Here is a 25,586-nt window from a genome sequence, read left to right on the forward strand (position 1 = left end):
GTATAAGAGACAGTCACGAGGGGGCGGGCCTTCCGCCGTACCGGCCTTGCATCCGCCGTGACGCGGGCGCCTACCGGCCCGCGAACTTGTCACTCATCATCGTGTACAGCTGCTGGGCGCCCTCGCCGAGCCGGGGACCGGCCAGCCAGCCCGAAGTGACCGGGCCGATGGACGTGTTGGAGACCAGCACCGAGTCGCCGTCGGGTCCCGCCGCGAACCAGCCGCCGCCGGAGGAACCACCGGTCATGGAGCAGCCGATGCGCCACATCGTGGGCGTACCGGCGGCGATCGAGAGCCGGCCGGCGTTGTCGACGCACTTGTGCATGATCAGCCCGTCGTACGGCGGGGCCGCGGGGTAACCCCACGCGCCCAGGCTGCCGATGCTGCTCGCCTCGGGCGCGTCGAAGTCGACGTCCAGGGCCGCGCCGACGGTCTCCTCCAGCGACTTGCCGCCGTTCTCCGGAGTGACGTGCATGACCGAGTAGTCGTACGCCGCTCCGTCGCCACCGGTCGGGCCGCCGTCGCTGATCCACTCGTTGGAGGTCGCGACCCAGTCGGCCCAGTACTGCCCGTACGGGGCGATCTCCTGCGGCTGCGCGTTCTGCAGCGCGGCGGCGGACTTGCCCGTGTTGTTGTAGGCGGGGACGAACATGATGTTCCGGTACCAGCCGCCGCCCGCGCCCGCGTGCACGCAATGGCCCGCGGTCCACACCAGGTTGGACTTGCCGGGGTTCTTCGGGTCCTTGACGACGGTGGCCGAGCAGACCATCGAACCCTCGGGGGAGTCGAAGAAGACCTTGCCGACGGGCGCCGCGTGGTCGGTGTACGGCGTCTTCTCCGGCTCGGCCTGGACCGGCTGGGGCTCGGGGTCGGTGACGTCCTGGTCGCCGGAGATGTCACCGACGGCGAGGGTCTTCGTCGGCGACTTCGCCGTCTTCATCCGCTCGGGCTTCCACAGGTCCTTGATGACCGGGTTGACGAAGTCCTTGGCGCTGCGGAGCCACTTGTCCTTGTCCCAGTTCTTCCACTCACCGTCCTTCCACTTCTCCGGGTCGACGCCGTGCTCCTTGAGCCGGTCGGCCAGATCCGCGGGTATCTCCGCACCTGCCTCGCCGGCGGCGGGAGTTGAGGCGGCGGCCTTGTCGGCCGCCTTGTCCTCGCTGTCACCGCCGCAGGCGGTGGCCGTCAGCGCGAGGGCCGCGGCGAGGCCGGTCGCGGCCAGCAACGGACGTATGGATCGCATGAAAACCGTTCCCCCTGAATGCACTTGAGTCACTTGCCATGAACGTGTCACGCAAAAAGGTGGCCATCGGACGGACCACCCAGCGGTCCGCCGTCGGCCGGTCCGCCGTGCCCGACGGACACGGCGGACCGCTCGCCGGGTTCTACTGGCCGGCGTACTTCTTGCTGACCGCTTCGTAGATGCCCTTGGCCTCGTCACCGAGTCGCGGGCCCGCGAGCCAGCCCGCGGTCACCGGGCCGATCGAGGTGTTCGACACCAGGGCGGGCTTACCGTCCTGGCCGTTGGCGATCCAGCCGCCCCCGGACGAACCACCGGTCATCGTGCAACCGATGCGATGCATCGTCGGGTCCTGGGCGTTGATGGACAGCCGGCCGGGCTTGTCGCCGCACTGGAAGAGCTTCTGGCCGTCGAACGGCGGCGCCGCCGGATAGCCGGTCGCCGTCATCGAGTCGATCTCCGGCGTGGCCGGCGCGTTGAAGTCGACCGGCAGCGCCGCGCCGACGGTCTCCTCCAGCGACTTGCCGTCACTGCCCTTCTCGGGCGTCACATGGATCACCGCGAAGTCGAACGGGGCACCCAGGCCGCCGGTCGCCGCGCCTTCCGCGATCCACTCCTCGGAGGTCTGCGCCCAGTTGCCCCACCAGATGCCGTGCGGCGCGATCTCCTCCTTGGCGGCGCTCTCCAACTCCGAGATCGACAGGTCGCTGTTGTTGTACGACGGGACGAAGGCGATGTTCCGGTACCAGCCGCCGCTCTTGCCCGCGTGCACGCAATGGCCCGCCGTCCACACCATGTTGGACTTGCCGGGGTTGGCGGGGTCCGTCACCACGGTCGCCGAGCAGACCATCGAGCCCTCGGGGCCGTCGAAGAAGAGCTTGCCCGCCTCGGGCACGTCACCGTCGTACGGCGCGTTCACCGGCGTCGCCTCCACCGGCTGCGGAGTCGGGTCGGTGACGCCCGCGTCGCCGGAGATGTCCTCCTCCTCCACCGGCTTGTCGGGCTCCTCGGCGTCCCGCATCCGGTCCGGGTCCCAGAGGCCCTCGATGATGGGGTTGACGTAGTCCCGTGCCTCACGGAGCCACTTGTCCTTGTCCCAGTTCTTCCATTCGCCGTCCTTCCACTTGTCCAGGTCGATCCCGCGCTCCTTGAGGCGGTCCTGAAGATCGGCCGGAATGGTGATCTTGTCGCCGGAGGACTCGCTGGACGAACCACTCGGCTTGTCCGCCGAGTTCGTCTCCTCGGTGGGCCCGCAGGCGGTGGCCGTCAGAGCCAGGGCCGCCGCGAACGAGGCGACAGCGACGGCGGAAGAGCTTCTACGCCGCGCGCTCCTCCCACGACGAGTGGTGAACGGTGGGCGAATGGCTCGCATGTCGGGATCCCCCTGGGACTTCGGAACTGTTCTGAACTGACGGATCAATTGGGCAGATCCGGACGAATCAACCCGGCCGTGGAGACCTGAGCCGGAAGTCGGCCCCCACTATGCCGGTGCCGTTGGGGACGGCCGACGGCAGGGCCGTGGTTCCGCCGCCGAAGGATCTTCCGATCGGCCGTGATCCCGGGCGCCTCCCGTCGTTGGTACCTACGGGGGACTCGGCGCCGGCGTTCATCACACGCACCGCGGCGCTCGAAACCGCCGCGTCTACGTGTGACGTAACCGTTTCCCGCGGGAGGACCGACAGCCGTGGCCGTGGCCCAACTTCCTTCACCGGTGCCGCTCGTCGCCCCCGTCGGCGACGCCACCTCCCGGTCCGGGGACCACCGCCGTGACGACCACCGGAAAGACCACCGGACAGCGACCGCACCGGCTCTCTGACCCGGTCCCCACACAAGGAAGTCCTCCCGTGAACTCCACCCCCACACCCGACGCACCCGAGATCGTCGGCCGCCCCGGCACTCAGGACCCCGGGCCGGGCGACCCGTACGACCCGGCGACGGCCCCGCCCGTGACGATCGGCGCGGCCACGGTGCCCCGCCAACTGCCCGCCGGCGAAGGGGCGGACGCCGGCACCCGCACATCGGACGCACGCGTCACGGACCCGGCTCCCCGCACGACGGCGGCCGACCACCCGGACCACCTCGACGACCCGGACCCCCGCAAAGCCGCCGACGGCGCGTCCGTGGAGAACCTGCTGCGGTGCTGGGTCAGGGAGAGCAACGTCCCCCGGCCGGACGGAAGCACCCTCAGGATCCCGCTCCACGCGAGCGGCACCGCCCTCCTCGTCCCCGTGCGCTACTGGTCGGCCACCGGCTGGCACCGCTTCGGCCTGCCCCTCCTGGAGAGCGCGGGACCGCACTCCACGCCCGCCGACGCCGTCACCGTCGCCGCGCTCCTCGGCCGCGAGTCGGGTCAGAGCCAGGGCGCCGAACTGGTCGCCAGAGTCGCCGACTCCGCCCGCCGTACGGCCGACTTTCTCACCGACCGGCGGAAAGACCCCGGCCCCGTCGGCACCGACCTCTTCCTCACCGCCGAACAGTCACTCCTTCTCGGTCACCCCCACCACCCCACACCCAAGAGCCGCGAAGGGCTCTCCGACACCGAGCACCGCCACTTCTCACCCGAACTGCGCGGCTCCTTCCCTCTCCACTGGATGGCCGTCGACCGCTCCGTGCTCGCCACCGACTCGGCCTGGACCGAACAGGGCCGCGCCGTCCACGCGGAGCAGCTCACCACCCGTCTCGCCGGAGACCTGGCACTCCCCGACCACACCGTCCCGTTGCCTCTCCACCCCTGGCAGGCACGCGAGTTGGCGCACCGCCCCGCCGTACGCGCGCTTCTCGACGCCGGCCTGCTCCACGAGCTGGGGCCGCACGGCGACCCCTGGTACCCCACCTCCTCCGTCCGGACGGTGCACCGGACCGGCGCCCCCGCCATGCTCAAGCTGTCCCTCGGCGTACGCATCACCAACTCCCGCCGCGAGAACCTCCGCAAGGAACTCCACCGCGGCGTCGAGATCCACCGGCTGCTGCGCGGCGGCCTCGCCCAGCAGTGGCGCGCCGCGCATCCCGGCTTCGACATCGTGCGCGACCCCGCCTGGCTCGCCGTCGACGCTCCCGACGGAGCACCGGTCGCCGGGCTCGACGTGATGCTGCGCCACAACCCGTTCCGCCCCGACAACGACGCCGTCTGCCTCGCCGGACTCGTCACCCCCCGCCCATGGCCCGGCCGCCCGGAGATGTACTCCCGCCTCGCCGACATCGTGACCGGCCTCGTCGCCCGCACGGGCCGGTCCACCGGCGCGGTCGCCGCAGAGTGGTTCCTGCGCTACCTCGACCACGTCGTACGCCCGGTGCTCTGGCTCGACGCCACCGCGGGCGTTGCCCTGGAAGCCCACCAGCAGAACACTCTGGTGGTCCTCGACCCAGACGGCTGGCCCGTCGGCGGACGCTACCGCGACAACCAGGGCTACTACTTCCGCGAGTCCCACCGTGACGCCCTCGAGCGCCGCCTCCCCGACATCGGCGCGGTGAGCGACACCTTCGTCCCCGACGACATCACCGACGAGCGCTTCGCCTACTACCTCGGTATCAACAACGTCCTCGGTCTGATCGGGGCGTTCGGCTCCCAGCGCCTCGCCGACGAACGCGTACTCATCGCCGCCTTCCGCCAGTTCCTCACCCGAGACGCATCACTCGGCTCACCCCTGCCCGGCCAGCTCCTGGAGGCGACCACGCTGCGCTGCAAGGCCAACATGCTCACCCGACTGCACGGCCTGGACGAACTCGTCGGCCCGGTCGACACCCAGTCCGTCTACGTCACCATCACCAACCCCCTTCGCCATTGATCCGCGCGTCCGTCCGAACTGCCGAGAGGAGACCGTCACCGTGCCTCCCACCGACGCGAGCACCGACACAGGCACCGGAGCCGGCCCAGGACCGCACCTGGCCGGGGGCGCCGAGGACACGCTCGACCTCCGGCTGACCGAGGACCTCGTCGCGCTGTTCGGAGCGGGTGAGCCGGTGGCGACCGAGACACCGCCGCCGGGCGGCGCCGGTGAGTCCGCCCTCCTCGATTCCCCCGCCAGGTGGGGCGCGGCCGGCACGTCCGCCGGTGTCTTCCAGCTCGTCCCCGTACGGGTGGAGCGCGATCTGACCCTCATCAGCCGCTGGATGAACGATCCAGCCGTCGCCGCCTTCTGGGAACTGGCGGGACCCGAAGGGGTCACCGCCGACCATCTGCGCACCCAACTGCGCGGCGACGGACGCAGCGTCCCGTGCCTGGGCGTGCTCGACGGCATCCCCATGAGCTATTGGGAGCTCTACCGCGCCGATCTCGATCCTCTTGCCCGTCATTACCCCGCCCGTCCCCATGACACCGGACTCCATCTCCTCATCGGTGGTGTGGCCGACCGCGGCCGCGGTGTCGGCACCACCCTGCTCCGAGCTGTCTCCGAGCTCGTCCTCGACCACCGACCGCGCTGCGGCCGTGTCATCGCCGAACCGGACCTGCGCAACACCCCTTCCGTCTCCGCCTTTCTCAGCGCCGGTTTCCGCCTTTCCGCGGAACTCGACCTCCCCGGCAAACGAGCCGCCCTCATGATCCGCGAACGAGCCCTGCGAGACCTGCTGTGAATGACCCACTGCTTTCCATACACCGCACGATCCACATCGGTTCCGTCCCGAGGAGTCCCCGTGCCGACATCCCCGACCACACGCGCTTCCGCCACCACCGGCAGCGGCCCCACCACCAGTAGCCCCGAAGCCGGCGCCCCCGGCAGCGACACCCCCGGCACCGACGCCCCCCACCCCGCCCCCCTCTTCACGCCGCCCGAGCTGACGCCGCGCCTGTGGGCCGGAGCCGCCGCCCGCCTCCTCGCGAAACTCCTCGGTGAATTCGCGTACGAAGAGATCATCGAGCCTGTCGCACGGACCGGCGCCAACGGCCGAGCGCCCGGCCGCTACACGCTCGCGCTCGACGACGGCACCCCCCTCACCTTCACCGCCCGACGCGGCGCGTACGGCGCCTGGCGCGTCGACCCCCACTCCGTCGAGCACGCCGGACAGCCCTTCCGGGACCCCCTCCGCTTCCTCGTGCTCGCGCGTCGCCTCCTCGCGATCGACGGCGCCACCCTCGGCCACCTCGTCCGCGAACTGAACGCCACCCTCGTCGCCGACGCCAGGATCGACGGCACCGCCCTCACCGCGGCCCAACTCGCCGAACTCGACTACGCCGACCTCGAAGGCCACCAGACCGGCCACCCCTGGCTCATACTCAACAAGGGCCGCATAGGTTTCTCCGCCACCGACTCCACCCGCTGGGCGCCCGAGTCCCGCACCCCCTCCCGGCTCCCCTGGATAGCGGTCAGCACCGCCATCGCCACCTACCGGGGCGTGCCCTCCCTCGCCTCTCCCGGACAGCTCTACGGCTCCGAACTCGACCCCGCGACCCGCGAAGGCTTCGCCTCCGTGCTCCGCTCGCGCGGCCTCGACCCGGACGCGTACCTCTATCTCCCCGTACACCCCTGGCAGTGGGACGAAGTGCTGCTCCCGCTCTACGCCGCCGAGATCGCCGGCGGCGCGATCGTCCCGCTCCCCACCGACGGCGACGTCAGACTGCCGCAGCAGTCCATCCGTACGTTCCTCAACACCACCCGGCCGGACCGGCACACGGTGAAGCTCCCGCTGTCCATCCTCAACACCCTTGTCTGGCGCGGTCTGCCCACCGAACGCACGCTCGCCGCTCCGGCCGTCACCGCCTGGATGCGGGGGCTGTACGAGTCGGACCCCTTCCTGCACGACGAATGCGGAGTGATCCTGCTCGGCGAAGTGGCGTCGGTGACAGTGACCCACCCGCTCTACGACCACCTGCCCGAGGTCCCGTACCAGTACAAGGAACTCCTCGGCGCGATCTGGCGTGAACCCCTCCCGGCCCGGCTCGCCCCCGGCGAACGCGCGCGGACCCTCGCATCCCTCCTGCACATCGATCCACAGGGCCGCGCCTTCACCGCCGAGCTCGTCGAACGGTCCGGGCTCCCCGCCGAGGTCTGGCTCCGCAGGCTCTTCGCCGCGCTGCTGCCGCCTCTGCTGCGCTTCCTCTACCGCTACGGCACCGTCTTCTCACCGCACGGTGAGAACGCCGTCGTCGTCTTCGACGAGAGGGACGTCCCCGTCCGCCTCGCGATCAAGGACTTCGTGGACGACGTGAACATCAGCGCCCGGCCGCTGCCGGAGCACGAGGGGATGCCGCAGGAGGTCCGGGACACCCTCCTCACCGAAGACCCGTCCTTCCTGACCCAGTTCATCCACTCGGGGCTCTTCGTCGGTGTCTTCCGCTTCCTCGCACCGCTGTGCCAGGACCAACTGGACGTCCCGGAGCGGACGTTCTGGTCACTCGTACGGGCCGAAATCCTGCGCCACCAGGCCCGGTTCCCCGAACTGAAGGACCGCTTCGAGACATTCGACCTGCTCACACCCCGTATCGCGCGGCTCTGTCTCAACCGCAACCGGCTGCATCTCGACGGATACCGCGACCGGGCGGACCGCCCGCACGCCGCCGTGCACGGGACGGTGCCCAATCCGCTCGCCCTCCCGGCGGGCGGTGCGAACGGGACGTGATCGCCGTTGTCAGTGGTGAGCCGTAGGGTGGTCGGGCTATGACGAAGCCATCTCTCTCCGAGCTCCTCCATGCCGCCGTCACCGCTGTCGGCGGTGTGGAACGCCCAGGCCAGGTCGCCATGGCCGAGGCCGTCGCGGAGGTCATCGACGACAACTCCCATCTGCTCGTGCAGGCCGGCACCGGCACCGGAAAGTCACTCGGCTATCTGGTGCCGGCGCTGGCGCACGGCGAGCGTGTCGTGGTCGCCACCGCGACCCTGGCCCTGCAGCGGCAGCTCGTGGAGCGTGACCTTCCGCGCACGGTCGACGCGCTGAGCCCCCTGCTGGGGCGGCGGCCCGAGTACGCCATGCTCAAGGGCCGCTCCAACTACCTCTGTCTGCACCGTCTCAACGAGGGCGTGCCGCAGGAAGAGGAGGACGGTCTCTTCGACCAGTTCGAGGCGGCGGCGCCCACGAGCAAGCTCGGCCAGGACCTGCTGAGGATGCGGGACTGGGCGGACGAGACGGAGACCGGCGACCGGGACAATCTCACGCCGGGTGTCTCCGACCGGGCGTGGGCGCAGATCTCGGTGTCGTCCCGTGAGTGTCTGGGTGCGACGAAGTGTGCCTACGGCGCGGAGTGCTTCGCCGAGATGGCACGCGAGCGCGCGAAGCTCGCCGACGTCGTGATCACCAACCACGCGCTCCTGGCCATCGATGCCATCGAGGGTGCTCCGGTCGTCCCGCAGCACGAGGTGCTGATCGTCGACGAGGCCCACGAACTGGTGTCGCGGGTCACCGGGGTTGCCACCGGCGAACTCACGCCCGGCCAGGTCAACCGCGCGGTGCGCCGCGCGGCCAAGCTGGTCAACGAGAAGGCGGCCGACTCGCTCCAGACGGCCGCCGAGACCTTCGAACGGCTGATGGAGCTGGCCCTCCCCGGCCGGCTTGAAGAGGTCCCCGAAGACCTCGGCTACGCGCTGATGGCCCTGCGTGACGCCGCGCGCACGGTCATCTCGGCGATCGGCGCCACGCGCGACAAGTCCGTGCAGGACGAGGACGCCGTACGCAAGCAGGCTCTCGCGTCCGTCGAATCCATCCACAGCGTCGCCGAGCGGATCGCCAACGGCAGCGAGTGGGATGTGGTCTGGTACGAGCGCCACGACCGGTTCGGCGCGTCTCTGCGGGTCGCTCCGCTCTCGGTGTCGGGCCTGCTGCGGGAGAAGCTGTTCAACGAGCGCTCGGTGGTCCTGACCTCGGCCACGCTCAAGCTCGGAGGCGACTTCAACGGCGTCGGAGCGTCGTTGGGGCTGTCCCCGGAGGGGACGGAGGGGGAGGACGTCCCGCAGTGGAAGGGCCTCGACGTCGGTTCGCCCTTCGACTATCCCAAGCAGGGCATTCTCTATGTCGCGCGGCATCTCTCCCCGCCCGGTCGGGAGGGTTCACGCGGCGACATGATGGACGAGCTCACGGAGCTGGTCGAGGCGGCGGGCGGCCGTACGCTCGGACTGTTCTCCTCCATGCGGGCCGCCCAGGCGGCCGCCGAGGAACTGCGCGGCAGGCTCGACACGCCGATCCTGCTTCAAGGGGAGGAAACCCTCGGCGAGTTGATCAAGGCTTTCGCGGCCGACCCCGCGACGTGTCTGTTCGGCACACTCTCGCTCTGGCAGGGCGTGGACGTTCCCGGGCCGAGTTCACAGCTGGTGGTGATGGACCGGATTCCGTTCCCGCGTCCCGATGATCCACTGATGAGCGCGCGCCAGAAGGCGGTGGAGCAGTCCGGTGGCAACGGCTTCATGGCCGTGGCGGCCACGCATGCCGCCCTGCTGATGGCTCAGGGCGCCGGCCGGCTGGTGCGGGCCTCGGGCGACCGTGGTGTCGTGGCCGTCCTGGATCCGCGGCTGGCGAACGCGCGGTACGGCAGCTACCTGCGGGCCTCGATGCCCGATTTCTGGTACACGACGGACCGCAACCAGGCCCGTCGCTCCCTGGCCGCGATCGACGCACGGGCCAAGTCGGAGGGCCAGTAGCCGGAAGACCGGACGCGGGCCCGCCCACCGTGGGCCCGTGACGGGCACAGCGAGGCCCCGGGACCGGCGCAGTAGGTCCCGGGGCCGGCCTGATGCCGGCGAGCCCTCATACCCGCCGCAGGACCGCCACAACCTTGCCCAGGATCGTCGCGTCGTCGCCGGGAATCGGCTGGTACGCCGCGTTGTGCGGGAGCAGCCACACATGGCCGTCCTCGCGCCTGAAGCGCTTGACGGTGGCTTCGCCGTCCAGCATCGCGGCCACGATGTCCCCGTTCTCGGCCACGGGCTGGCGGCGGACCGTCACCCAGTCGCCGTCGCAGATCGCCGCTTCGATCATCGAGTCTCCGACGACCTTGAGGACGAACAGCTCGCCGTCACCCACCAGTTGGCGGGGGAGCGGGAACACGTCCTCGACGGACTCCTCGGCGAGGATCGGTCCGCCCGCCGCGATCCGGCCGACCAACGGCACGTACGACGCGGCGGGTTTGCCGGTCGTGTCCGTCTGCTGGGTGCTCGGCTGGTCGGAGCCCCGGACCTCGTACGCCCTCGGCCGGTGCGGATCCCTGCGCAGGAATCCCTTGCGCTCCAGAGCCATCAACTGATGGGCGACGGAGGACGTGCTGGACAGGCCGACGGCCTGGCCGATCTCGCGCATCGACGGCGGATATCCCCGTCGCTGCACCGAGTCGCGGATGACTTCGATGACCCGTCGCTGCCGGTCCGTGAGACCGGAGCTGTCCGCCCGGATTCCAGGAGGTCGGCCGGGCAGCGAGCGAGTGGGCTTTACGCCCTCCGGATTCGTGGCTGCGTCATTCATGGGATGCACCGGCTCGACTCGGCTCTGGGAGCGGTCCTGGGCGGTAATGGTGGCGCTGTCTGCGGTAGTGGTCACGTCGGCCCCTCTCGAAATGTTCTCCCTAGCTGGACAACGGTAGTTGCTTTCGAAAGGTTGCGCCAAACACACGTTCGAGTGAAAATCCCCAGAAGTGCTGACGGGGCAATATCAGAGGTGTATGTGACGCGTATTCGGCGCCGCCCGCACGGGTCGTCCATCGCTCATCTACCGGCCGTCCACGGCTCATTGCGGTAATCCTCACCGCAGTCACGGCCTGGCCGACGGCGCCCAGTCTCTCATCGGGCGGCCCGGAATCGCGGTACGTTCCGGGCTCCCGTACTCTCGTGCCGGGCCGCCTCGCGGCGTCGAGGAGGGCTGCCTCGTGCCTGGTGTCGCACGGCCGCCGTACGGGCTCCGTACGGCCGTCGGCCGGTCGCCCGCCACGACACGCGCGACCGCTCTGAAGCGTGCGTCAGCCCCACATGTAGTGGTTGGATTGGCGCAGTCGCCCAGAAGTAGTGGTCCCGGGTCTTTCCTGACGGAGGCCATCGCCTATGCTGGAGACTGCTTCGTACGGCCCGTCCAGGGCCTGTCGAGGCTTCTCAGTCGTGCTGTGAAGGAGGGTCGGAAGCCATGCACTGTCCCTTCTGCAGGCACCCCGACAGCCGTGTCGTCGACAGTCGCACCACCGACGACGGGACGTCCATCCGACGCCGCCGTCAGTGCCCCGACTGCTCCCGCCGTTTCACGACGGTGGAGACCGCCTCGCTGATGGTGATCAAGCGCAGCGGAGTCACGGAACCTTTCAGCCGTACCAAGGTCATCTCCGGTGTGCGTAAGGCATGTCAGGGACGACCGGTCACCGAGGACGCTCTCGCCCAACTCGGCCAGCGGGTCGAGGAGGCGCTGCGCGCCACCGGCAGCGCCGAACTGACCACCCACGATGTAGGGCTGGCCATACTCGGCCCCTTGCAGGAGCTCGACCTCGTCGCGTACCTGCGCTTCGCATCCGTATACAGGGCGTTCAACTCGCCCGAAGACTTCGAGGCCGCCGTGGCGGAGCTCCGTTCGCGGCCTCCTGCTGAGGAAGACGGGCTCGGCGCGACCCCCGAGGTCCCCGCGTCCGTCACCGCTGCCGACTGACCGGACCCCGGTCCCGGCACCGGCTCACCGTCACCGACTTGTCGAGCGGTGACGACCGATCGGTCATCGATGGATCATCGATCGGTTACCGACCTATCGCGACAGCTCAGCGACCGATCATTGTCGATCGGGCGCCCCAGCGGCGATGAGACCCGCCACGAGCGCCCCACGCGGTGCCCGTGGCAATGGACACATCACTGTGCCATGGGAAGAACGTGGCACTTCAGGGCGTTTTCGCCTGTATATGGGAGGCGGCATGACAGAGACGGCGAGCGGTCCGACGGCACGAGGTTCCCGGAACAAGGGAGCCAAGGGCGGTAAGGGCCTGCGCATCGAGCGAATCCACACGACCCCCGGCGTGCATCCGTACGACGAGGTGGTCTGGGAGCGCCGGGACGTCGTCATGACCAATTGGCGCGACGGCTCGGTCAACTTCGACCAGCGTGGCGTCGAGTTCCCCGGCTTCTGGTCGGTGAACGCGGTCAACATCGTCACCAGCAAGTACTTCCGCGGGGCTGTCGGCACGCCGCAGCGCGAGACGAGCCTCAAGCAGCTCATCGACCGGATCGTGAAGACGTACCGCAAGGCGGGCGAGGACAACGCGTACTTCGCCTCGCCGGCGGACGCGGAGATCTTCGAGCACGAGCTGGCGTACGCCCTCCTGCACCAGATCTTCAGCTTCAACTCGCCGGTGTGGTTCAACGTGGGCACGCCCCAGCCCCAGCAGGTCTCGGCCTGCTTCATCCTGGCCGTCGACGACTCCATGGAGTCGATCCTCGACTGGTACAAGGAAGAGGGCATGATCTTCAAGGGCGGCTCCGGCGCCGGCCTGAACCTCTCGCGGATCCGTTCTTCCAAGGAGCTTCTCTCCTCCGGCGGCAACGCCTCGGGTCCCGTCTCCTTCATGCGCGGTGCCGACGCCTCCGCCGGAACGATCAAGTCCGGCGGCGCCACGCGCCGCGCGGCCAAGATGGTCATCCTTGACGTCGACCACCCCGACATCGAGAACTTCATCGAGACCAAGGTGAAGGAAGAGGAGAAGATCCGCGCCCTGCGTGACGCGGGCTTCGACATGGACCTGGGCGGCGACGACATCACGTCCGTCCAGTACCAGAACGCCAACAACTCGGTCCGGGTGAACGACGAGTTCATGAAAGCCGTCGAAGCGGGCGGCAAGTTCGGGCTGCGCGCCCGGATGACCGGCGACGTCATCGAAGAAGTCGAGGCGAAGTCCCTCTTCCGCAAGATGGCCGAAGCCGCGTGGGCCTGCGCCGACCCCGGCATTCAGTACGACGACACGATCAACCAGTGGCACACCTGCCCGGAATCGGGCCGGATCAACGGCTCGAACCCGTGCAGCGAGTACATGCACCTGGACAACACGTCGTGCAATCTGGCCTCGCTGAACCTCATGAAGTTCCTCAAGGACGACGCCAAGGGAAACCAGTCGTTCGAGATCGACCGTTTCTCCAAGGTCGTCGAACTGGTCATCACGGCGATGGACATCTCCATCTGCTTCGCCGACTTCCCGACCCAGAAGATCGGCGAGAACACCCGCGCCTTCCGCCAGTTGGGTATCGGCTACGCCAACCTCGGCGCCCTGCTGATGGCGACGGGCCACGCGTACGACAGTGACGGCGGGCGCGGGCTCGCCGGCGCCATCACGTCGCTGATGACCAGCACGTCGTACAAGCGCTCCGCCGAACTGGCCGCGATCGTCGGCCCGTACGACGGCTACGCCCGTAACGCCGAGCCGCACCAGCGCGTCATGAAGCAGCACGCGGACGCCAACAGCGCGGCCGTGCACGTCGACGATCTGGACGGCCCGATCTGGGCCGCGGCCACGGAGGCCTGGCAGGACGTCATCCGCCTCGGCGCCAAGAACGGTTTCCGCAACGCGCAGGCCTCGGTCATCGCGCCCACCGGCACCATCGGTCTCGCGATGTCCTGCGACACCACCGGCCTCGAACCCGACCTCGCGCTGGTCAAGTTCAAGAAGCTGGTCGGCGGCGGCTCGATGCAGATCGTCAACGGCACGGTGCCGCAGGCCCTGCGCCGCCTGGGCTACCAGGAGGAGCAGATCGAGGCGGTCGTCGCCCACATCGCCGAGAACGGCAATGTGATCGACGCGCCCGGCCTCAAGCCCGAGCACTACTCGGTCTTCGACTGCGCGATGGGCGAGCGTTCCATCTCCGCGATGGGCCACGTCCGGATGATGGCCGCGATCCAGCCCTGGATCTCCGGCGCGCTCTCCAAGACGGTGAACCTGCCGGAGACGGCCACGGTCGAGGACGTCGAAGAGGTCTACTTCAAGGCGTGGAAGCTCGGCGTCAAGGCGCTGGCGATCTACCGCGACAACTGCAAGGTCGGCCAGCCCCTCTCCGCGAAGAAGAAGGAGCAGGTCGCGGAGAAGGCCGAGGACACCATCCGCCAGGCGGTGGAGAAGGTCGTCGAGTACCGCCCGGTCCGGATGCGCCTGCCCAAGGGCCGTCCCGGCATCACCACGTCCTTCACGGTGGGCGGCGCCGAGGGTTACATGACGGCGAACTCCTACCCGGACGACGGGCTCGGCGAGGTCTTCCTGAAGATGTCCAAGCAGGGGTCGACCCTCGCGGGCATGATGGACGCCTTCTCGATCGCGGTGTCGGTGGGACTTCAGTACGGCGTCCCGCTGGAGACGTACGTCTCGAAGTTCACCAACATGCGCTTCGAGCCGGCCGGTATGACGGACGACCCGGACGTGCGCCTCGCCCAGTCGATCGTGGACTACATCTTCCGGCGGCTGGCGCTCGACTTCCTTCCGTTCGAGACGCGTTCGGCCCTCGGGATCCACTCGGCCGACGAGCGTCAGCGTCACCTGGAGACCGGCTCGTACGAGCCGTCCATGGACGACGAGGAGGGAATGGACGTCGAGAGCCTGGCGCAGTCGGCACCGCGCCATGTCGAGCCGCTGAAGTCGGTGGCTCCGGTCGCGACGCCGAAGGCCGCCGAGACACCGGCGCCCAAGCAGGTGCACACCTCTGCGGAGCTCGTGGAGATGCAACTCGGCATCAGCGCCGACGCGCCGCTCTGCTTCTCGTGCGGTACGAAGATGCAGCGGGCCGGGTCCTGCTACATCTGCGAGGGCTGCGGGTCGACGAGCGGCTGTAGCTGAGACCGGGGGGAGTGACTCCCGTTCCGAGACGTAGGCCCTGAGGGGAGGGGCGTCGGCATGGTGCCGGCGCCCCTTTCTCGTGTCCCGGGCGTCCGCCTCGTGTCCGCGGTCGGACGACTCGGTTCAGACGACCCGCCGGGCCGTCGTCGTCACACCCCGCCCATCTGCTCGGTGAACTCTTGCGGATCCGCGTCGTCGAAGCCCCGGAGCACCGGGCGGAAGTACCACGTACCCGACTCGTCCCTGGTGAACTCGGCGATCGTCGCCGCCGTCGCGCCGGAGACCTCGGCGAAGTCGCTCGCCGTCAGCTCGGCGAGGCCTTCGAGCACCCGGACGCCCAGCCCCGATATGTCGGCGAACGTCCGGTGGCCGTCGCGCTGCTGGATGACGACCCCCACCACCACGCGCACATAGTCCGAGCCCAGCCGGTCGAGCTCCAGCGTCATCACCTCGTCGGAGCCGAATCCCTGGCCCGTGCGGCTCTCCCTCTCCAGGATGATCGTCCCGTCAGGAGAGCGGCTGTCGAAGTGCACCAGATACGTCGGCCGGTCGCTGGGCGCGTCCGAGGTGTACGTCGCGGCCACGATGTCCAGGTCGTGCGGCGGCCGGCCCAGCGGGCTCGGATCCCATTTGAGGGTGACCTCGACCTTTTCGACGCCCCTGTTGAGACTGCTGCTCACCGGTCATCCCTCCGTACGTCCAATGCCTCTGCACACAAGGCTAGTCCGCGCGACCGACAACACACCTCCGGTACCGGCCAGTTGCACCTCACTTGGCCATGACTCGCCACGAACCCCTCCCGGAGGGACTCCCTCCGCGTCCCCCCGGCCGTCTCAGTGCGGGATCCGGCGCGGCGCCCGCGTGCTGACCTCCTCGCGGAACAGCTCGATGGCAGTGCTCACCTGCCGGATCAGATACGTGTCCTCGATACGGTCGAGATAGAGGCAGCGGCGCGCGACGCCCTCCAGTTCGAAGACGAAGCAGAGCGACATCAGCGGATTGACGAACAACTCGCTGCCCCGCGTGCGGGAAGTGAACTGCACGTTCCCGAAGGAGCCCTGGACCGCCGCCGCTATCGACCCGTTCACGATGCTCGGACGGTCCGGCGTGCACTCCTGCGCGTGCGCCACCGCGTCCACGAACAGCGCGCCCTCCCGCGTCGAACGGGACACGGAGAACGCGCCGAGATACGCGCCGTCCCGTTCGAGCGCGGCGATGTTCTCCAGTACCAGCCCGTGGCTCACCCCGTGGTACGCGTCGATCCCGAAGCCCACCGAGACGATCAGCCGCTCGGGCCCGTCGATCCCGGCCAGCGCGGCGACGCTGGTCAGATCCTCCTCGGGTGTCCCGAGCCCCGACTCGTCGCCGCGCATGAGGATGTCCGTGCCACCGTCGACCAGGACGACGGCGTCGATGTCGTACCGCTCGATCAGTGCCCGGTAGGCGGCGCGCAGCGGCTGCACCCCGACACGGCTGAAGGCGTGCACCGTGCTCGGATAGCGGTGCAGGGCCAGCCACTGGGCGAGTGTGCGCTCGGGGAAGTACGCCTGGTGCGGGGCCGTGTCCGGCGTGACGGCGGCGACGTCGGGGGCGAGCCAGCTCTCCGGAGGAAGCCCTTCGACCGCGCTGAAGGAGAGGTTGGCGAGCTGCACCTGCTTGCCCTGATGGAGGAGGGACAGGGCGACAGGCAGCCCCGCGTAGATGTCGAATCCGCCGCCCGCGCCGGCCACGAGCACACGCTCGGCGGACTCCAGACGGGTGAAGAGCGGGTTGGCGTGCAGGGCTGTCATGTCGATCATTGTGCGGCTCTGGCCAGGCCGCCCGGAGCGTGACCTGGGCCACGTTCGGCCCCGTACGATGGCGCGGTGCTGGTCAAGTGGATTCGCTGCACGGTGACGGACCGACGTGGTTTCGAACGGGGGCAGCGGAAATGGGCGGGGCTGCTCGGTGAGCCGGGATTCCGGGGACAGGGCGGGGGGTGGAGCAGGGGGCGGCCGGGGGTGGCGCACGTCTTCGCGTTCTGGGAGAGCCGGGCCTTCTACGACTCCTTCATGGCGCGCTCCCACGACCGGCTGGCCGCCGCGCAGTCGGGCACGTTCAGGGACGCCCAGGCCAAGCTTTTCGACTACCGCTTCGATGTGAAGACGGGTTTCGAGCCGAGGTTCACCGACGCGGACGTGGTGCGGGTCGCGCACTGCAAGGTGCACGAGGACCGCGCCGAGCATTTCGCGCTGATGCAGGAGAAGGTGTGGAATCCGGCGATGGCCGGTTCGCCGGGGATGGTGCGCGGGGTGTTCGGTGACGCGCCGGGCAACGAGTTCCTGGTGCTGTCGATGTGGCAGTCGGCCGCCGAGCACGGCAAGTACCGGATCGAGCGCGTGGAGCGGCTCTCGCTGCGCGCGCAGACCGCCGCGGACGTGGCGGCGCTGGCGGGCGACGTCGTCCAGCTCGAACCGGGCTGGACGGTGTGACGGCGCGGGTGACGGGGCGTGTGAGGGCGCGGCTGGCGGCGCGTCGATCGGGAGACGTACGGCGTGTCCGGGGCGTGCGGCGCCCGGTGCGCACGGGGCGCGGACGGCGCGACGCCGGGGGCCGCCGCCCGGTCCGGAGTCGCGCGATCTAGGGTCGACCCATGGTGAGACCGCGACGCATCGTCCTAGTCCGGCACGGCGAGTCGGAGGGCAACGCCGACGACACGGTGTACGAACGTGCGCCCGACCACGCCCTGGGGCTCACCGAGACCGGCTGGCGCCAGGCCGAGGAGACGGGCGCGCGACTGCGCGAGGTGTTCGGCCGCGAGCGCGTGAGTGTGTACGTGTCGCCGTACCGCCGCACCCACGAGACGTTCCGCGCCTTCGGCCTCGACCCGGAGCTGGTGCGGGTACGCGAGGAGCCCCGTCTGCGCGAACAGGACTGGGGCAACTGGCAGGACCACGAGGACGTACGCATCCAGAAGACGTACCGCGACGCCTACGGGCACTTCTTCTACCGCTTCGCCCAGGGCGAGTCCGGCGCCGACGTGTACGACCGGGTCGGCGCCTTCCTGGAGAGCCTCCACCGGAGCTTCGAGGCGGCCGACCACCCCGCGAACGTGCTGCTGATCACCCACGGACTGACCATGCGGCTTTTCTGTATGCGCTGGTTCCACTGGTCCGTCGCCGAGTTCGAGTCGCTGTCCAACCCCTGCAACGGGGAGTCCCGGACGCTGCTGCTCGGCGAGGACGGGCGGTACAGGCTGGACCGGCCGTTCGAGCGCTGGCGCACCCCGGAGCCGTACGGCATCACCGGTTAGGGTGAGGGGGCGATGACCGCTGACACCACACTCCCTCCGCTCGACCCGCGCTTCCGGCGCGCCCTGGCCAGCCTGCGTGGGCTCTCCGTAGGAGACGCGCTCGGCTCACAGTTCTTCGTCCCCGTGAACTATCCGCTGCTGAAACGGCGCGAACTGCCGCCCGGCCCGTGGCAGTGGACGGACGACACCGAGATGGCCACGTCGGTCCTGGCCGTCCTCGCCGTCCACGGACGCGTCGAGCAGGACGCGCTCGCCCACTCCTTCGCCACGCACCACGACTTCGACCGCGGTTACGGCCCCGCGGTGAATCGCATGCTCCGACTGGTCAGGGAAGGCGGCGACTGGCGGGAGCTGGCCGCGGGACTCTTCAACGGCCAGGGCTCATGGGGCAACGGCGCCGCGATGCGTATCGCACCGCTCGGCGCCTGGTACGCCGACGACCCCGAGCAGGCCACGCACCAGGCCGAGATCTCCGCGTACACGACGCATCAGCACCGTGAGGCCGTGGCGGGCGCGATGGCGGTGGCCGCCGCGACAGCCATCGCCGCCGGTTCGGCCGGACCACCCGACCCGAAGGACCTGCTCGACGGAGTTGTCGCGCTCGTGCCCCGCAGCGCCGTGGGAGCCGGGCTGCGCCGGGCGCGGGACATGCTCGACTACGACGACGCCGCTACGGTCGCCGCGGTGCTCGGCAGCGGACGGCGTACGACGGCGCACGACACCGTTCCGTTCGCGCTCTGGTCGGCGGCCCGTTCGCTCGGCGACTTCGAGCAGGCGTTCTGGAACACGGCGCAGGTGGGCGGCGACGTCGACACCAACTGCGCCATCGTCGGGGGAGTGGTGGCCGCGGTGAGCGCCGGGGCACCCCCGGCGCGGTGGGTGGAGCAGACGGAGGCGCTGCCCGACTGGCTGCCGGCCGGCCCGGCGGTGGAGGCGTAGGGGCGTAGAGGCGTCGCCTTCTTGGGAGTCACTCCCGCGCGTCTTCTTAGGAGGCGCGCCCGCCGCTACTGTCACGGTCCCGCCACAGACTCGCTCCGGCGGAAGCGCTCCCGCCGCACGGCGCTAGCCTCGCCCCATGCCGCCTCGTTGATCATCGACGGGCGTGCGCCTACGTGAGCCCGGGATCCAGCGCCGACCTGTTGCCGTGCGCATGGCACCGGGCGGTGAGGGGGGCTCGTGTCAGACACGCCGTCGAATTCGAATGAGAAACCGGAACGGGAACCGGCATCGGCATCGGGTGGGGATCCGGCACCGGGGTCATCGCGGGAAGCCGCCGCGGAGCAGGACGTACAGGACGCGGTGACGCAGTCGCGCGCCGTACCGAAGCGCGCGGGAGTTCCGGCGCACACCGGTGTTCAGGCGCGCGCCGGAGGAGCGGGGCAGCCGCGCCCGGCGGCCCACCGGCCCGCACCGGCGCACACCCGACGTCGGCCGCAGGAGCCGATACCGACCGACTGGCGGCAGTGGCAGCAGCCGCAGCACGACCCTCCCGCCTGGATCGGCGAGATCGGTTCCGCCGAACCGGCGCGTATCAGCGTCGCCACCCTGTGGTGCGTCGCCGTCACCGGCCTGCTCAGCGCGCTGCTGCTCGGCGACGGGCTCGGGCTCAACCTCCTGATCGTGACCGTCCCCGCCGCGCTCGCCGCGTACTTCGCCGCGCGTGACGCCGGACGGCGGCTGCGCCCGTGGACCCTGGTCTGGGCCGTCGGCGGCGTCGCGTTGCTCTCCGTCCCCGCCCTGCGCGACGCAGGCTGGCCGACGTTCCTCGCCGTGACGTCCGCGCTGGCGCTCGGTTCGCTCGCCCTGCACGGCTGCCGCACCTGGCTCGGCGTCATTCTCGGCCCGTTCGGGCTGTTCGGTTCGCTCGGCACCGGCGTGTTCTGGGGTCTGAAGGGTGTGCGCGAGCGCGCCGAGGGATCGCGGGGGCGCTGGGCACCCGTCCTCCGTACAGCGGCGGTGGCCGCCGTACTGCTGATCGTGTTCGGTGCCCTCTTCGCGAGCGCCGACGCCGCCTTCGCCGATCTGCTCGGCGGTCTGACGCCCGACGTCTCGGTCGCCGACGGACCGTGGCGCACGCTGCTCTTCGTGCTCGGCCTCGTCGGGGCGCTGGCCGCCGCGCACACGGCGGCGGCGCCGCTGCGCTGGGACCGGATCACGGTACGGCCCGGGGCCGCGCGTGGCCGTGTCGAGTGGGCGCTGCCGCTGATCGTGCTCAACCTGCTCTTCGCCGTGTTCATCGGCGTCCAGCTGACCGTGCTGTTCGGCGGTTACGACAAGGTCCTGAGCGAGACCGATCTGACGTACTCCGAGTACGCCACACAAGGCTTCTGGCAGCTCCTCGGCGCCACCCTCCTCACCCTGGTCGTGATCGGTCTCGCGCGGCGCTGGGCTCCGCGCGACGGCGCCCGGGACCGCACGCTCGTGAGCGCCGTGCTCGGTGTTCTGTGCGTCCTGACGCTGGTCGTCGTCGCGTCCGCGCTGCGCCGCATGGACCTGTACGTGGACGCGTACGGGCTGACCCGGCTGCGCGTCTCGGTGGCGGCGATGGAGGTGTGGCTCGGGATCGTGATCGTCCTGATCATGGCCGCCGGCGCGTTCGGCGGGCGCTGGCTGCCGCGCGCCGTGGCCGTCAGCGGCGCTGCGGGCGTTCTGATCTTCGGTCTGATCTCGCCGGACGCGCTCGTCGCGGAGCGGAACGTCGAGCGCTACCAGACCTCCGACAAGATCGACATCGACTACTTCCAGCAGCTCTCCGCCGACGCCGTACCGGCACTCGACACGCTTCCCGAGCCGTTGCGCTCCTGCGCCCTGGAGGGCATCGAGCGGGAACTGGGCGACTCGGACGAACCGTGGTACGCGACCAGTTGGGGCGAGGCGAAGGCGAGGGACATCCTCGACAAGCGTCCGATCGATCCTCAGTGGGAGGAGTGCTCGTCGATGAACCTGCGGAACGATTCGGGCGGCGAGCGCGACCCGTACGACGAGGGACGCACCGGCGACGGCTACTGACGCCCGCCCCGCCCGGCCCCGGTCGTACGCCTCCACCTCCCACATACGGGCACACGGGACGTCCTCCCCCGGGGACGTCCCGTACGCGCCTACGCCGCCGGCCCGGCGGCGCTCGCCTTGCCGCTGAGCGCCTCCAGGTCGCTCTTGCGTACGCGTACCACCAGCGTCGCCGTCAGCAGTGCCAGGATCACCATGCCCACGGCGGCCGTGAAGGCCGTCGAGATGCCCTGCGTCAGTACCTCGTGGCCCCAACGCCCCGGCATCTCGTGGGTCGTGGCGAACTGTGCCTTCTCGGCCGGTGACGCCTGCGCCATGAACGACGGCAGTTGCTTCTCGGCCTCGTTGCGGCTCGCCGTACCGAAGACCGTGACGAGGATGGACAGTCCCAGCGAACCGCCCACCTGCTGGCTCGCGTTGAGCAGTCCCGACGCGGCGCCCGCCTCGTGCTGCGCGACCCCGGAGACCGCGGTCAGTGTGAGGGTCACGAAGTTGAGCCCCATGCCGAAGCCGAAGATCACCATCGGACCGAGCACACCGCTCAGATACGAGCTGTCCGAGCTGATCACCGTCAGCCAGACGAGTCCCAGGCCCGTGGTGGTCGAGCCGACGACCATGAACGGCTTCGGGCCGAGCACCGGCAGCAGCCGCTGCGAGATCCCCGCTCCCAGGCCGATCGCGAGCGTCACGGGCAGGAACGCGAGGCCGGACTGGATCGGGCTGTAGTCGAGCACGTTCTGCACGAACAGCACGATGAAGAAGAACATCCCGAACATGGCCGCGGCCAGGCTCAGCATGATGACGTAGGTGCCCGACCTGTTCCGGTCGGCGAAAATCCTGAGCGGAATGATCGGTTCCTTCGCCCGCGACTCGACGACGGCGAAGGCGGCCAGCAGGATGACGGCCGCCGCGAACGATCCGACGGTGAGCGAGTCGCGCCAGCCCTCCTCCGAGGCCCGGATGAATCCGTAGACGAGCGAGGCCATACCCAGGGTGGACGTCGCGGCGCCGGAGAGGTCGAAGCGGCCGGGGTGGCGCTTGGACTCGCTGATGTACATCGGTGCCAGGACGGCGATCAGCACGCCGATCGGTACGTTGACGAAGAACACCCAGCGCCAGTCGAGCCATTCGGTGAGCATCCCGCCGGCCAGCAGGCCGATCGCGCCACCGCCCGCCGAGACCGCGGCGAAGACTCCGAACGCCCTGTTGCGCGCGGGTCCCTCGGGGAACGTCGTGGTGATGAGCGCGAGCGAGGTCGGTGAGGCGATGGCCCCGCCGACCCCCTGGAGCGCTCGCGCGGCGAGGAGTTGCCAGGGCTCCTGTGTGAAACCGCCCAGGAGCGAGGCGAAGGTGAAGAGCAGGATGCCGGCCATGAAGACGCGGCGGCGGCCGAGGATGTCGCCCGCGCGGCCACCGAGCAGCAGGAGGCCGCCGAAGGTGAGCGTGTACGCGCTCAGGACCCAGGAGAGGTCGGTGGTGGAGAAACTGAGGGCATCCTGGATGTGCGGGAGCGCGATGTTCACAATCGTCGCGTCCGGAAGCGTTCCGCCGCACGTCATCAGGTTCCGGCTTACGACGAAGTCCTGACCAGCGGAGACGGGAGAGCGCCCGCTTCGGTGGGCGCTCTCTCAGCGGAGGTAATCGCGGGCCGATCGGAGCGGAGTGGCCCCTCATGAGATACGGCGTTATGCGCACGTGAGAGACGACGTCGATGTTCCGGGCGGGGGGTCGGCCTGCGGCAGTCTCATTGTTGGGGCGCGGGGTGGCAGGGAATTGGCATGTGGATTTTTCCGTATCTGCGGGGGAAGGGATGGTGCATGCTGGCGAAGAAGGCCCTCGACGTGCTTTGTGCAGGCACTGATGTGCGCCAGGGCCTCGTGGTTGAGAAGCAGAGGCTCCTGCTTTCGATTGATGCCGTCTTGCAGAGGGGCAGTCCGGGTCAGTTGCGGGCGGTGGCCTATCTGCGCGTCTCGACGGAGGAGCAGAAGAAGGGGTACGGGATCACGTACTCGGGCAAGCGTGTGGTGAAGCACATTGCGGAGAAGGGCTGGGCGCTGGTTGACGTCTTCGCTGACGAGGGCTTCAGCGGCAGCTTGGACCACACTCGGCGCCCGGACCTGAAGCGCCTGATGGAAATAGCGGAGCAGGAGCCGAGTACCTTCGATCTTGTTTGCGTGTATGAGGAACGGGTGATCGGTCGGCGGGACAAGGCGTTCTGGCCATGGGTGTGGAAGCTCGAAGATGACCATTGCATCTTCACTGCGGTGGTCAAGGGCGACTATGACAACACCACCGATGAGGGCCGCTCCAAGATGCGCAAGGCGCAGGACAGGGCCGAAGACGAACTCGTCACGATCCGCGATCGCACACAGGGCGGCATCCAGGAGAAGGCTGAAGACGGCGGGTATACGGGTGGCAACGTTCCTTTTGGCTGGCGGATTGAGCATCAGGGCATGAGGGGGAAATCGTGCCTTGTCCTGGATGATGGGGAGGGCGGGGAGTGGCACGCTCTTGCGGAAGGCAGGCGTCTCGCGGTGAAGCACCGCGGTGATTGGCTTGAGGTTGCCCTCGGGCTCAACGCCTTGGATCTCTATACCCGTTCGGGTGTCGCCTGGTCCCGCCAGAACGCACGGTCGCGCATCATGTCCCCTGCTGTCCTGAATGCGGAAGTCGTTTTCCGTGGTACTGCCGCTGAGCGCGCTGTATCGCGGAGGGGTGCCAGGACGGGTCGTGACGGCAAGCCCCTGTACGGGGAGACGGTCGTCATTGCCATTCCGCCGGCTTTCGAGCCGGCGGAGATTCAGGAGCTGAAGGAGGTAGTGAGGCCCGGTAAAGCCGGGCGGTCGAAGGCGGCGGCCCCGCAGGTTTACCCGCTTTCCGGGAACTTCTTCGGTTTGTGTGGTGGCCACTATGTCGGACAGAAGCAGAGCCGGAGCGGGGAGCGTTGGTACAACTGCTCGGGCAAGGACGGGCGCGCCCCCGGCGCACCGGTCTGCCAGTGCAGAGGCATCCCGTCCGATCGTGTTGAGACGGAACTGTGGCGTGCGTTGGTAGGGGTGCTGTCCCATCCCAAGAAGCTTAAGAAGTCCGCTACTGGGCATTTGGAGATGACGGCCGACCAGAGGGCGAGTTTCGCTTACCGTATTGGGGCCTTGGACGAGCAGATTGAGGCCCAAGGTAGGGCCGTCAGGGCGACGATGGCCGTGGCGGCGAAGCTGGCTGCTTTTGAGGGCAAGGACGACCGTGAGATTGAGAGGGAAGTAGAGGCAGTCGCAGTGCCTTTGATGCGGGAGAAGGCCGGGCTGGAAAGACTCCGTGCCGAGGTCGTCCACTGGCAGCAGGATGTAGATGCGGCACTGGGGCGCGTCAGAGACTTGGAGGCGCTGTCGGACGCGGTCCGTCAACGGCTGTATCAACTCTCTCTTGCCGAGCAGGTCGAGGTGGTGAACCTGCTGAACTTGACAGTGCGGGTCACCAAGGCGCCTCCGCAGGTGCCGAAGGGGGCCGGGTGTCCCGTTCGGAACTGGTTCGAAGAGAGGAGTCTGAAAGTCCCCGCCCGGGTCAGTGAAGAGGCGTGGCAGCGCATTGAACCTGTTGTGTCGGCTGGCGACCGCCCGTGGCGGACTGGACGGCGTTTCGACCATCGGGAAGCGTTGGAGGGCATCCTCCACAAGGCCCGCGCCGGGATCACCTGGAGGGAGGTGCCTTTGAGCCAGGGCACCGGCAAGGGGCTCAGCTCGCGCTTCCGCCGCTGGCGGGAGTCGGGGACCTTCGACAAGGTGATGGAGTTCCTGGCAGCGGAGGAGAGCGTGGGACTGCCGCCAGCTAGGGAGGCTGTGTTGCCGAAGATGGAGGTCGAGGGCACTTTCGTCCTTCATGAACTGCTCGGAAGCCTGACGGCTTATGACCTTTCGACCGGAATTCTCGCGCCGCATGTCATTAGGTTCCGGTGCCTGCTAGGCGCCTGACCTGGTCGGATCGAGGACGTCCCTGTTGCTGGCGACCATCAATTTTTGATGCGCTTCAAATCGGTCCTGTGTGCGGCGTAGCGATCTGAAGTCCTACGCCTTTGTTGGGACGTGTAAAGCCTGTGCCGTAAATGATCTTGCCGGCGTGTGTTTGTGGTGTGGCTGGTACACACTGCTCGACCTGCTGGAGTCCGGTGCAACCGTGGCGCGACATAGTGTTGTTGGCGTTGAGATGTCGGCGTTTCCCAAGGAGTCCTGAGGCAAGCCCCCCCCGGCGTTGGCGCTGGTCGTCGGTGACCGGCTGGTTGAACAGGTAGCAGGCATCGTTGTCGTGCGTCCCCAACTCAGCGGGCCACCTGCCGCACGCTCGGACGCGAAGGTCGC

At 69.1% G+C, this 25,586-nt stretch carries 16 protein-coding genes and 1 pseudogene; 11 read left to right on the top strand and 6 right to left on the bottom strand.

The features are described from left to right. Positions 1-70: 70 nt before the first annotated feature. Both ACFT9I_RS29175 and ACFT9I_RS29180 read right to left on the bottom strand, forming a co-directional pair. The gene (locus ACFT9I_RS29175) at positions 71-1,243 is read right to left on the bottom strand and encodes a trypsin-like serine peptidase (RefSeq protein WP_382569097.1); all 1,173 of its coding nucleotides are present in this window, start codon (positions 1,241-1,243) and stop codon (positions 71-73) included. Positions 1,244-1,385: 142 nt separating this feature from the next. Further along, positions 1,386-2,612, bottom strand: coding sequence for a trypsin-like serine peptidase (locus ACFT9I_RS29180; protein WP_382569099.1), 1,227 nt, complete (start codon positions 2,610-2,612; stop codon positions 1,386-1,388). A 472-nt stretch (positions 2,613-3,084) separates the two neighbouring features. Here ACFT9I_RS29180 and ACFT9I_RS29185 point away from each other — a divergent pair, with 472 nt between their 5' ends. From ACFT9I_RS29185 to ACFT9I_RS29200, 4 genes are read left to right on the top strand one after another with little or no spacing between them, the layout of a single operon-like run. Beyond that, positions 3,085-5,025 carry an IucA/IucC family protein gene (locus tag ACFT9I_RS29185; RefSeq protein ID WP_382569101.1) on the top strand — a complete coding sequence of 647 codons (1,941 nt, stop codon included), beginning with the start codon at positions 3,085-3,087 and terminating at the stop codon, positions 5,023-5,025. A 40-nt stretch (positions 5,026-5,065) separates the two neighbouring features. Next, complete coding sequence (locus ACFT9I_RS29190; protein ID WP_382569103.1) at positions 5,066-5,812, top strand: GNAT family N-acetyltransferase; 747 nt, start codon at positions 5,066-5,068, stop codon at positions 5,810-5,812. Continuing rightward, a complete protein-coding gene (locus ACFT9I_RS29195) occupies positions 5,813-7,795 on the top strand; it encodes an IucA/IucC family protein (protein WP_382569104.1) in 1,983 nt (660 codons plus the stop codon). A 38-nt stretch (positions 7,796-7,833) separates the two neighbouring features. Continuing rightward, positions 7,834-9,804 (top strand): ATP-dependent DNA helicase, encoded by a 1,971-nt coding sequence (locus ACFT9I_RS29200; RefSeq protein WP_382569106.1) that lies wholly within the window; start codon positions 7,834-7,836, stop codon positions 9,802-9,804. Between the two features lie 106 nt (positions 9,805-9,910). Here the strand turns inward: ACFT9I_RS29200 and lexA are convergent, their stop codons facing one another. Then, positions 9,911-10,696, bottom strand: a complete 786-nt coding sequence (gene lexA / locus ACFT9I_RS29205; RefSeq protein ID WP_382569107.1) for a transcriptional repressor LexA — start codon at positions 10,694-10,696, stop codon at positions 9,911-9,913. 576 nt (positions 10,697-11,272) lie between these two features. Between lexA and nrdR the strand changes: the two genes are divergently transcribed. Together nrdR and ACFT9I_RS29215 are read left to right on the top strand one after the other, a co-directional pair. Continuing rightward, on the top strand, positions 11,273-11,782 hold the full coding sequence (gene nrdR, locus ACFT9I_RS29210) for a transcriptional regulator NrdR (protein WP_382569109.1): 510 nt from the start codon (positions 11,273-11,275) through the stop codon (positions 11,780-11,782). Positions 11,783-12,038: 256 nt separating this feature from the next. Further along, positions 12,039-14,936, top strand: coding sequence for a vitamin B12-dependent ribonucleotide reductase (locus ACFT9I_RS29215; protein WP_382569111.1), 2,898 nt, complete (start codon positions 12,039-12,041; stop codon positions 14,934-14,936). Between the two features lie 149 nt (positions 14,937-15,085). Here the strand turns inward: ACFT9I_RS29215 and ACFT9I_RS29220 are convergent, their stop codons facing one another. Next, complete coding sequence (locus ACFT9I_RS29220) at positions 15,086-15,616, bottom strand: TerD family protein (protein ID WP_382569113.1); 531 nt, start codon at positions 15,614-15,616, stop codon at positions 15,086-15,088. 153 nt (positions 15,617-15,769) lie between these two features. Then, positions 15,770-16,726 carry a DUF1152 domain-containing protein gene (locus ACFT9I_RS29225; RefSeq protein WP_382569115.1) on the bottom strand — a complete coding sequence of 319 codons (957 nt, stop codon included), beginning with the start codon at positions 16,724-16,726 and terminating at the stop codon, positions 15,770-15,772. 75 nt (positions 16,727-16,801) lie between these two features. Between ACFT9I_RS29225 and ACFT9I_RS29230 the strand changes: the two genes are divergently transcribed. The 4 genes from ACFT9I_RS29230 (at position 16,802) to ACFT9I_RS29245 (ending at position 21,237) form a co-directional block, all read left to right on the top strand. Beyond that, complete coding sequence (locus tag ACFT9I_RS29230; protein WP_382569116.1) at positions 16,802-17,407, top strand: YdbC family protein; 606 nt, start codon at positions 16,802-16,804, stop codon at positions 17,405-17,407. A gap of 161 nt (positions 17,408-17,568) precedes the next feature. Further along, positions 17,569-18,228: a histidine phosphatase family protein gene (locus tag ACFT9I_RS29235; protein WP_382569118.1), complete on the top strand. Its 660-nt coding sequence runs from the start codon at positions 17,569-17,571 to the stop codon at positions 18,226-18,228. 12 nt (positions 18,229-18,240) lie between these two features. Beyond that, positions 18,241-19,167 (top strand): ADP-ribosylglycohydrolase family protein, encoded by a 927-nt coding sequence (locus ACFT9I_RS29240; RefSeq protein ID WP_382569120.1) that lies wholly within the window; start codon positions 18,241-18,243, stop codon positions 19,165-19,167. 237 nt (positions 19,168-19,404) lie between these two features. Next, complete coding sequence (locus ACFT9I_RS29245; RefSeq protein ID WP_382569121.1) at positions 19,405-21,237, top strand: DUF4153 domain-containing protein; 1,833 nt, start codon at positions 19,405-19,407, stop codon at positions 21,235-21,237. Between the two features lie 89 nt (positions 21,238-21,326). Here ACFT9I_RS29245 and ACFT9I_RS29250 read toward each other — a convergent pair. Beyond that, a pseudogene (locus ACFT9I_RS29250) lies at positions 21,327-22,769 on the bottom strand (MFS transporter); the annotation flags it as partial. 282 nt (positions 22,770-23,051) lie between these two features. Between ACFT9I_RS29250 and ACFT9I_RS29255 the strand changes: the two are divergent. Continuing rightward, positions 23,052-25,202, top strand: coding sequence for a recombinase family protein (locus tag ACFT9I_RS29255; protein WP_382569123.1), 2,151 nt, complete (start codon positions 23,052-23,054; stop codon positions 25,200-25,202). The last annotated feature ends 384 nt before the right edge of the window (positions 25,203-25,586 follow it).

Source organism: Streptomyces sp. NPDC057137 (genome assembly GCF_042670825.1).
GTDB lineage: Bacteria > Actinomycetota > Actinomycetes > Streptomycetales > Streptomycetaceae > Streptomyces.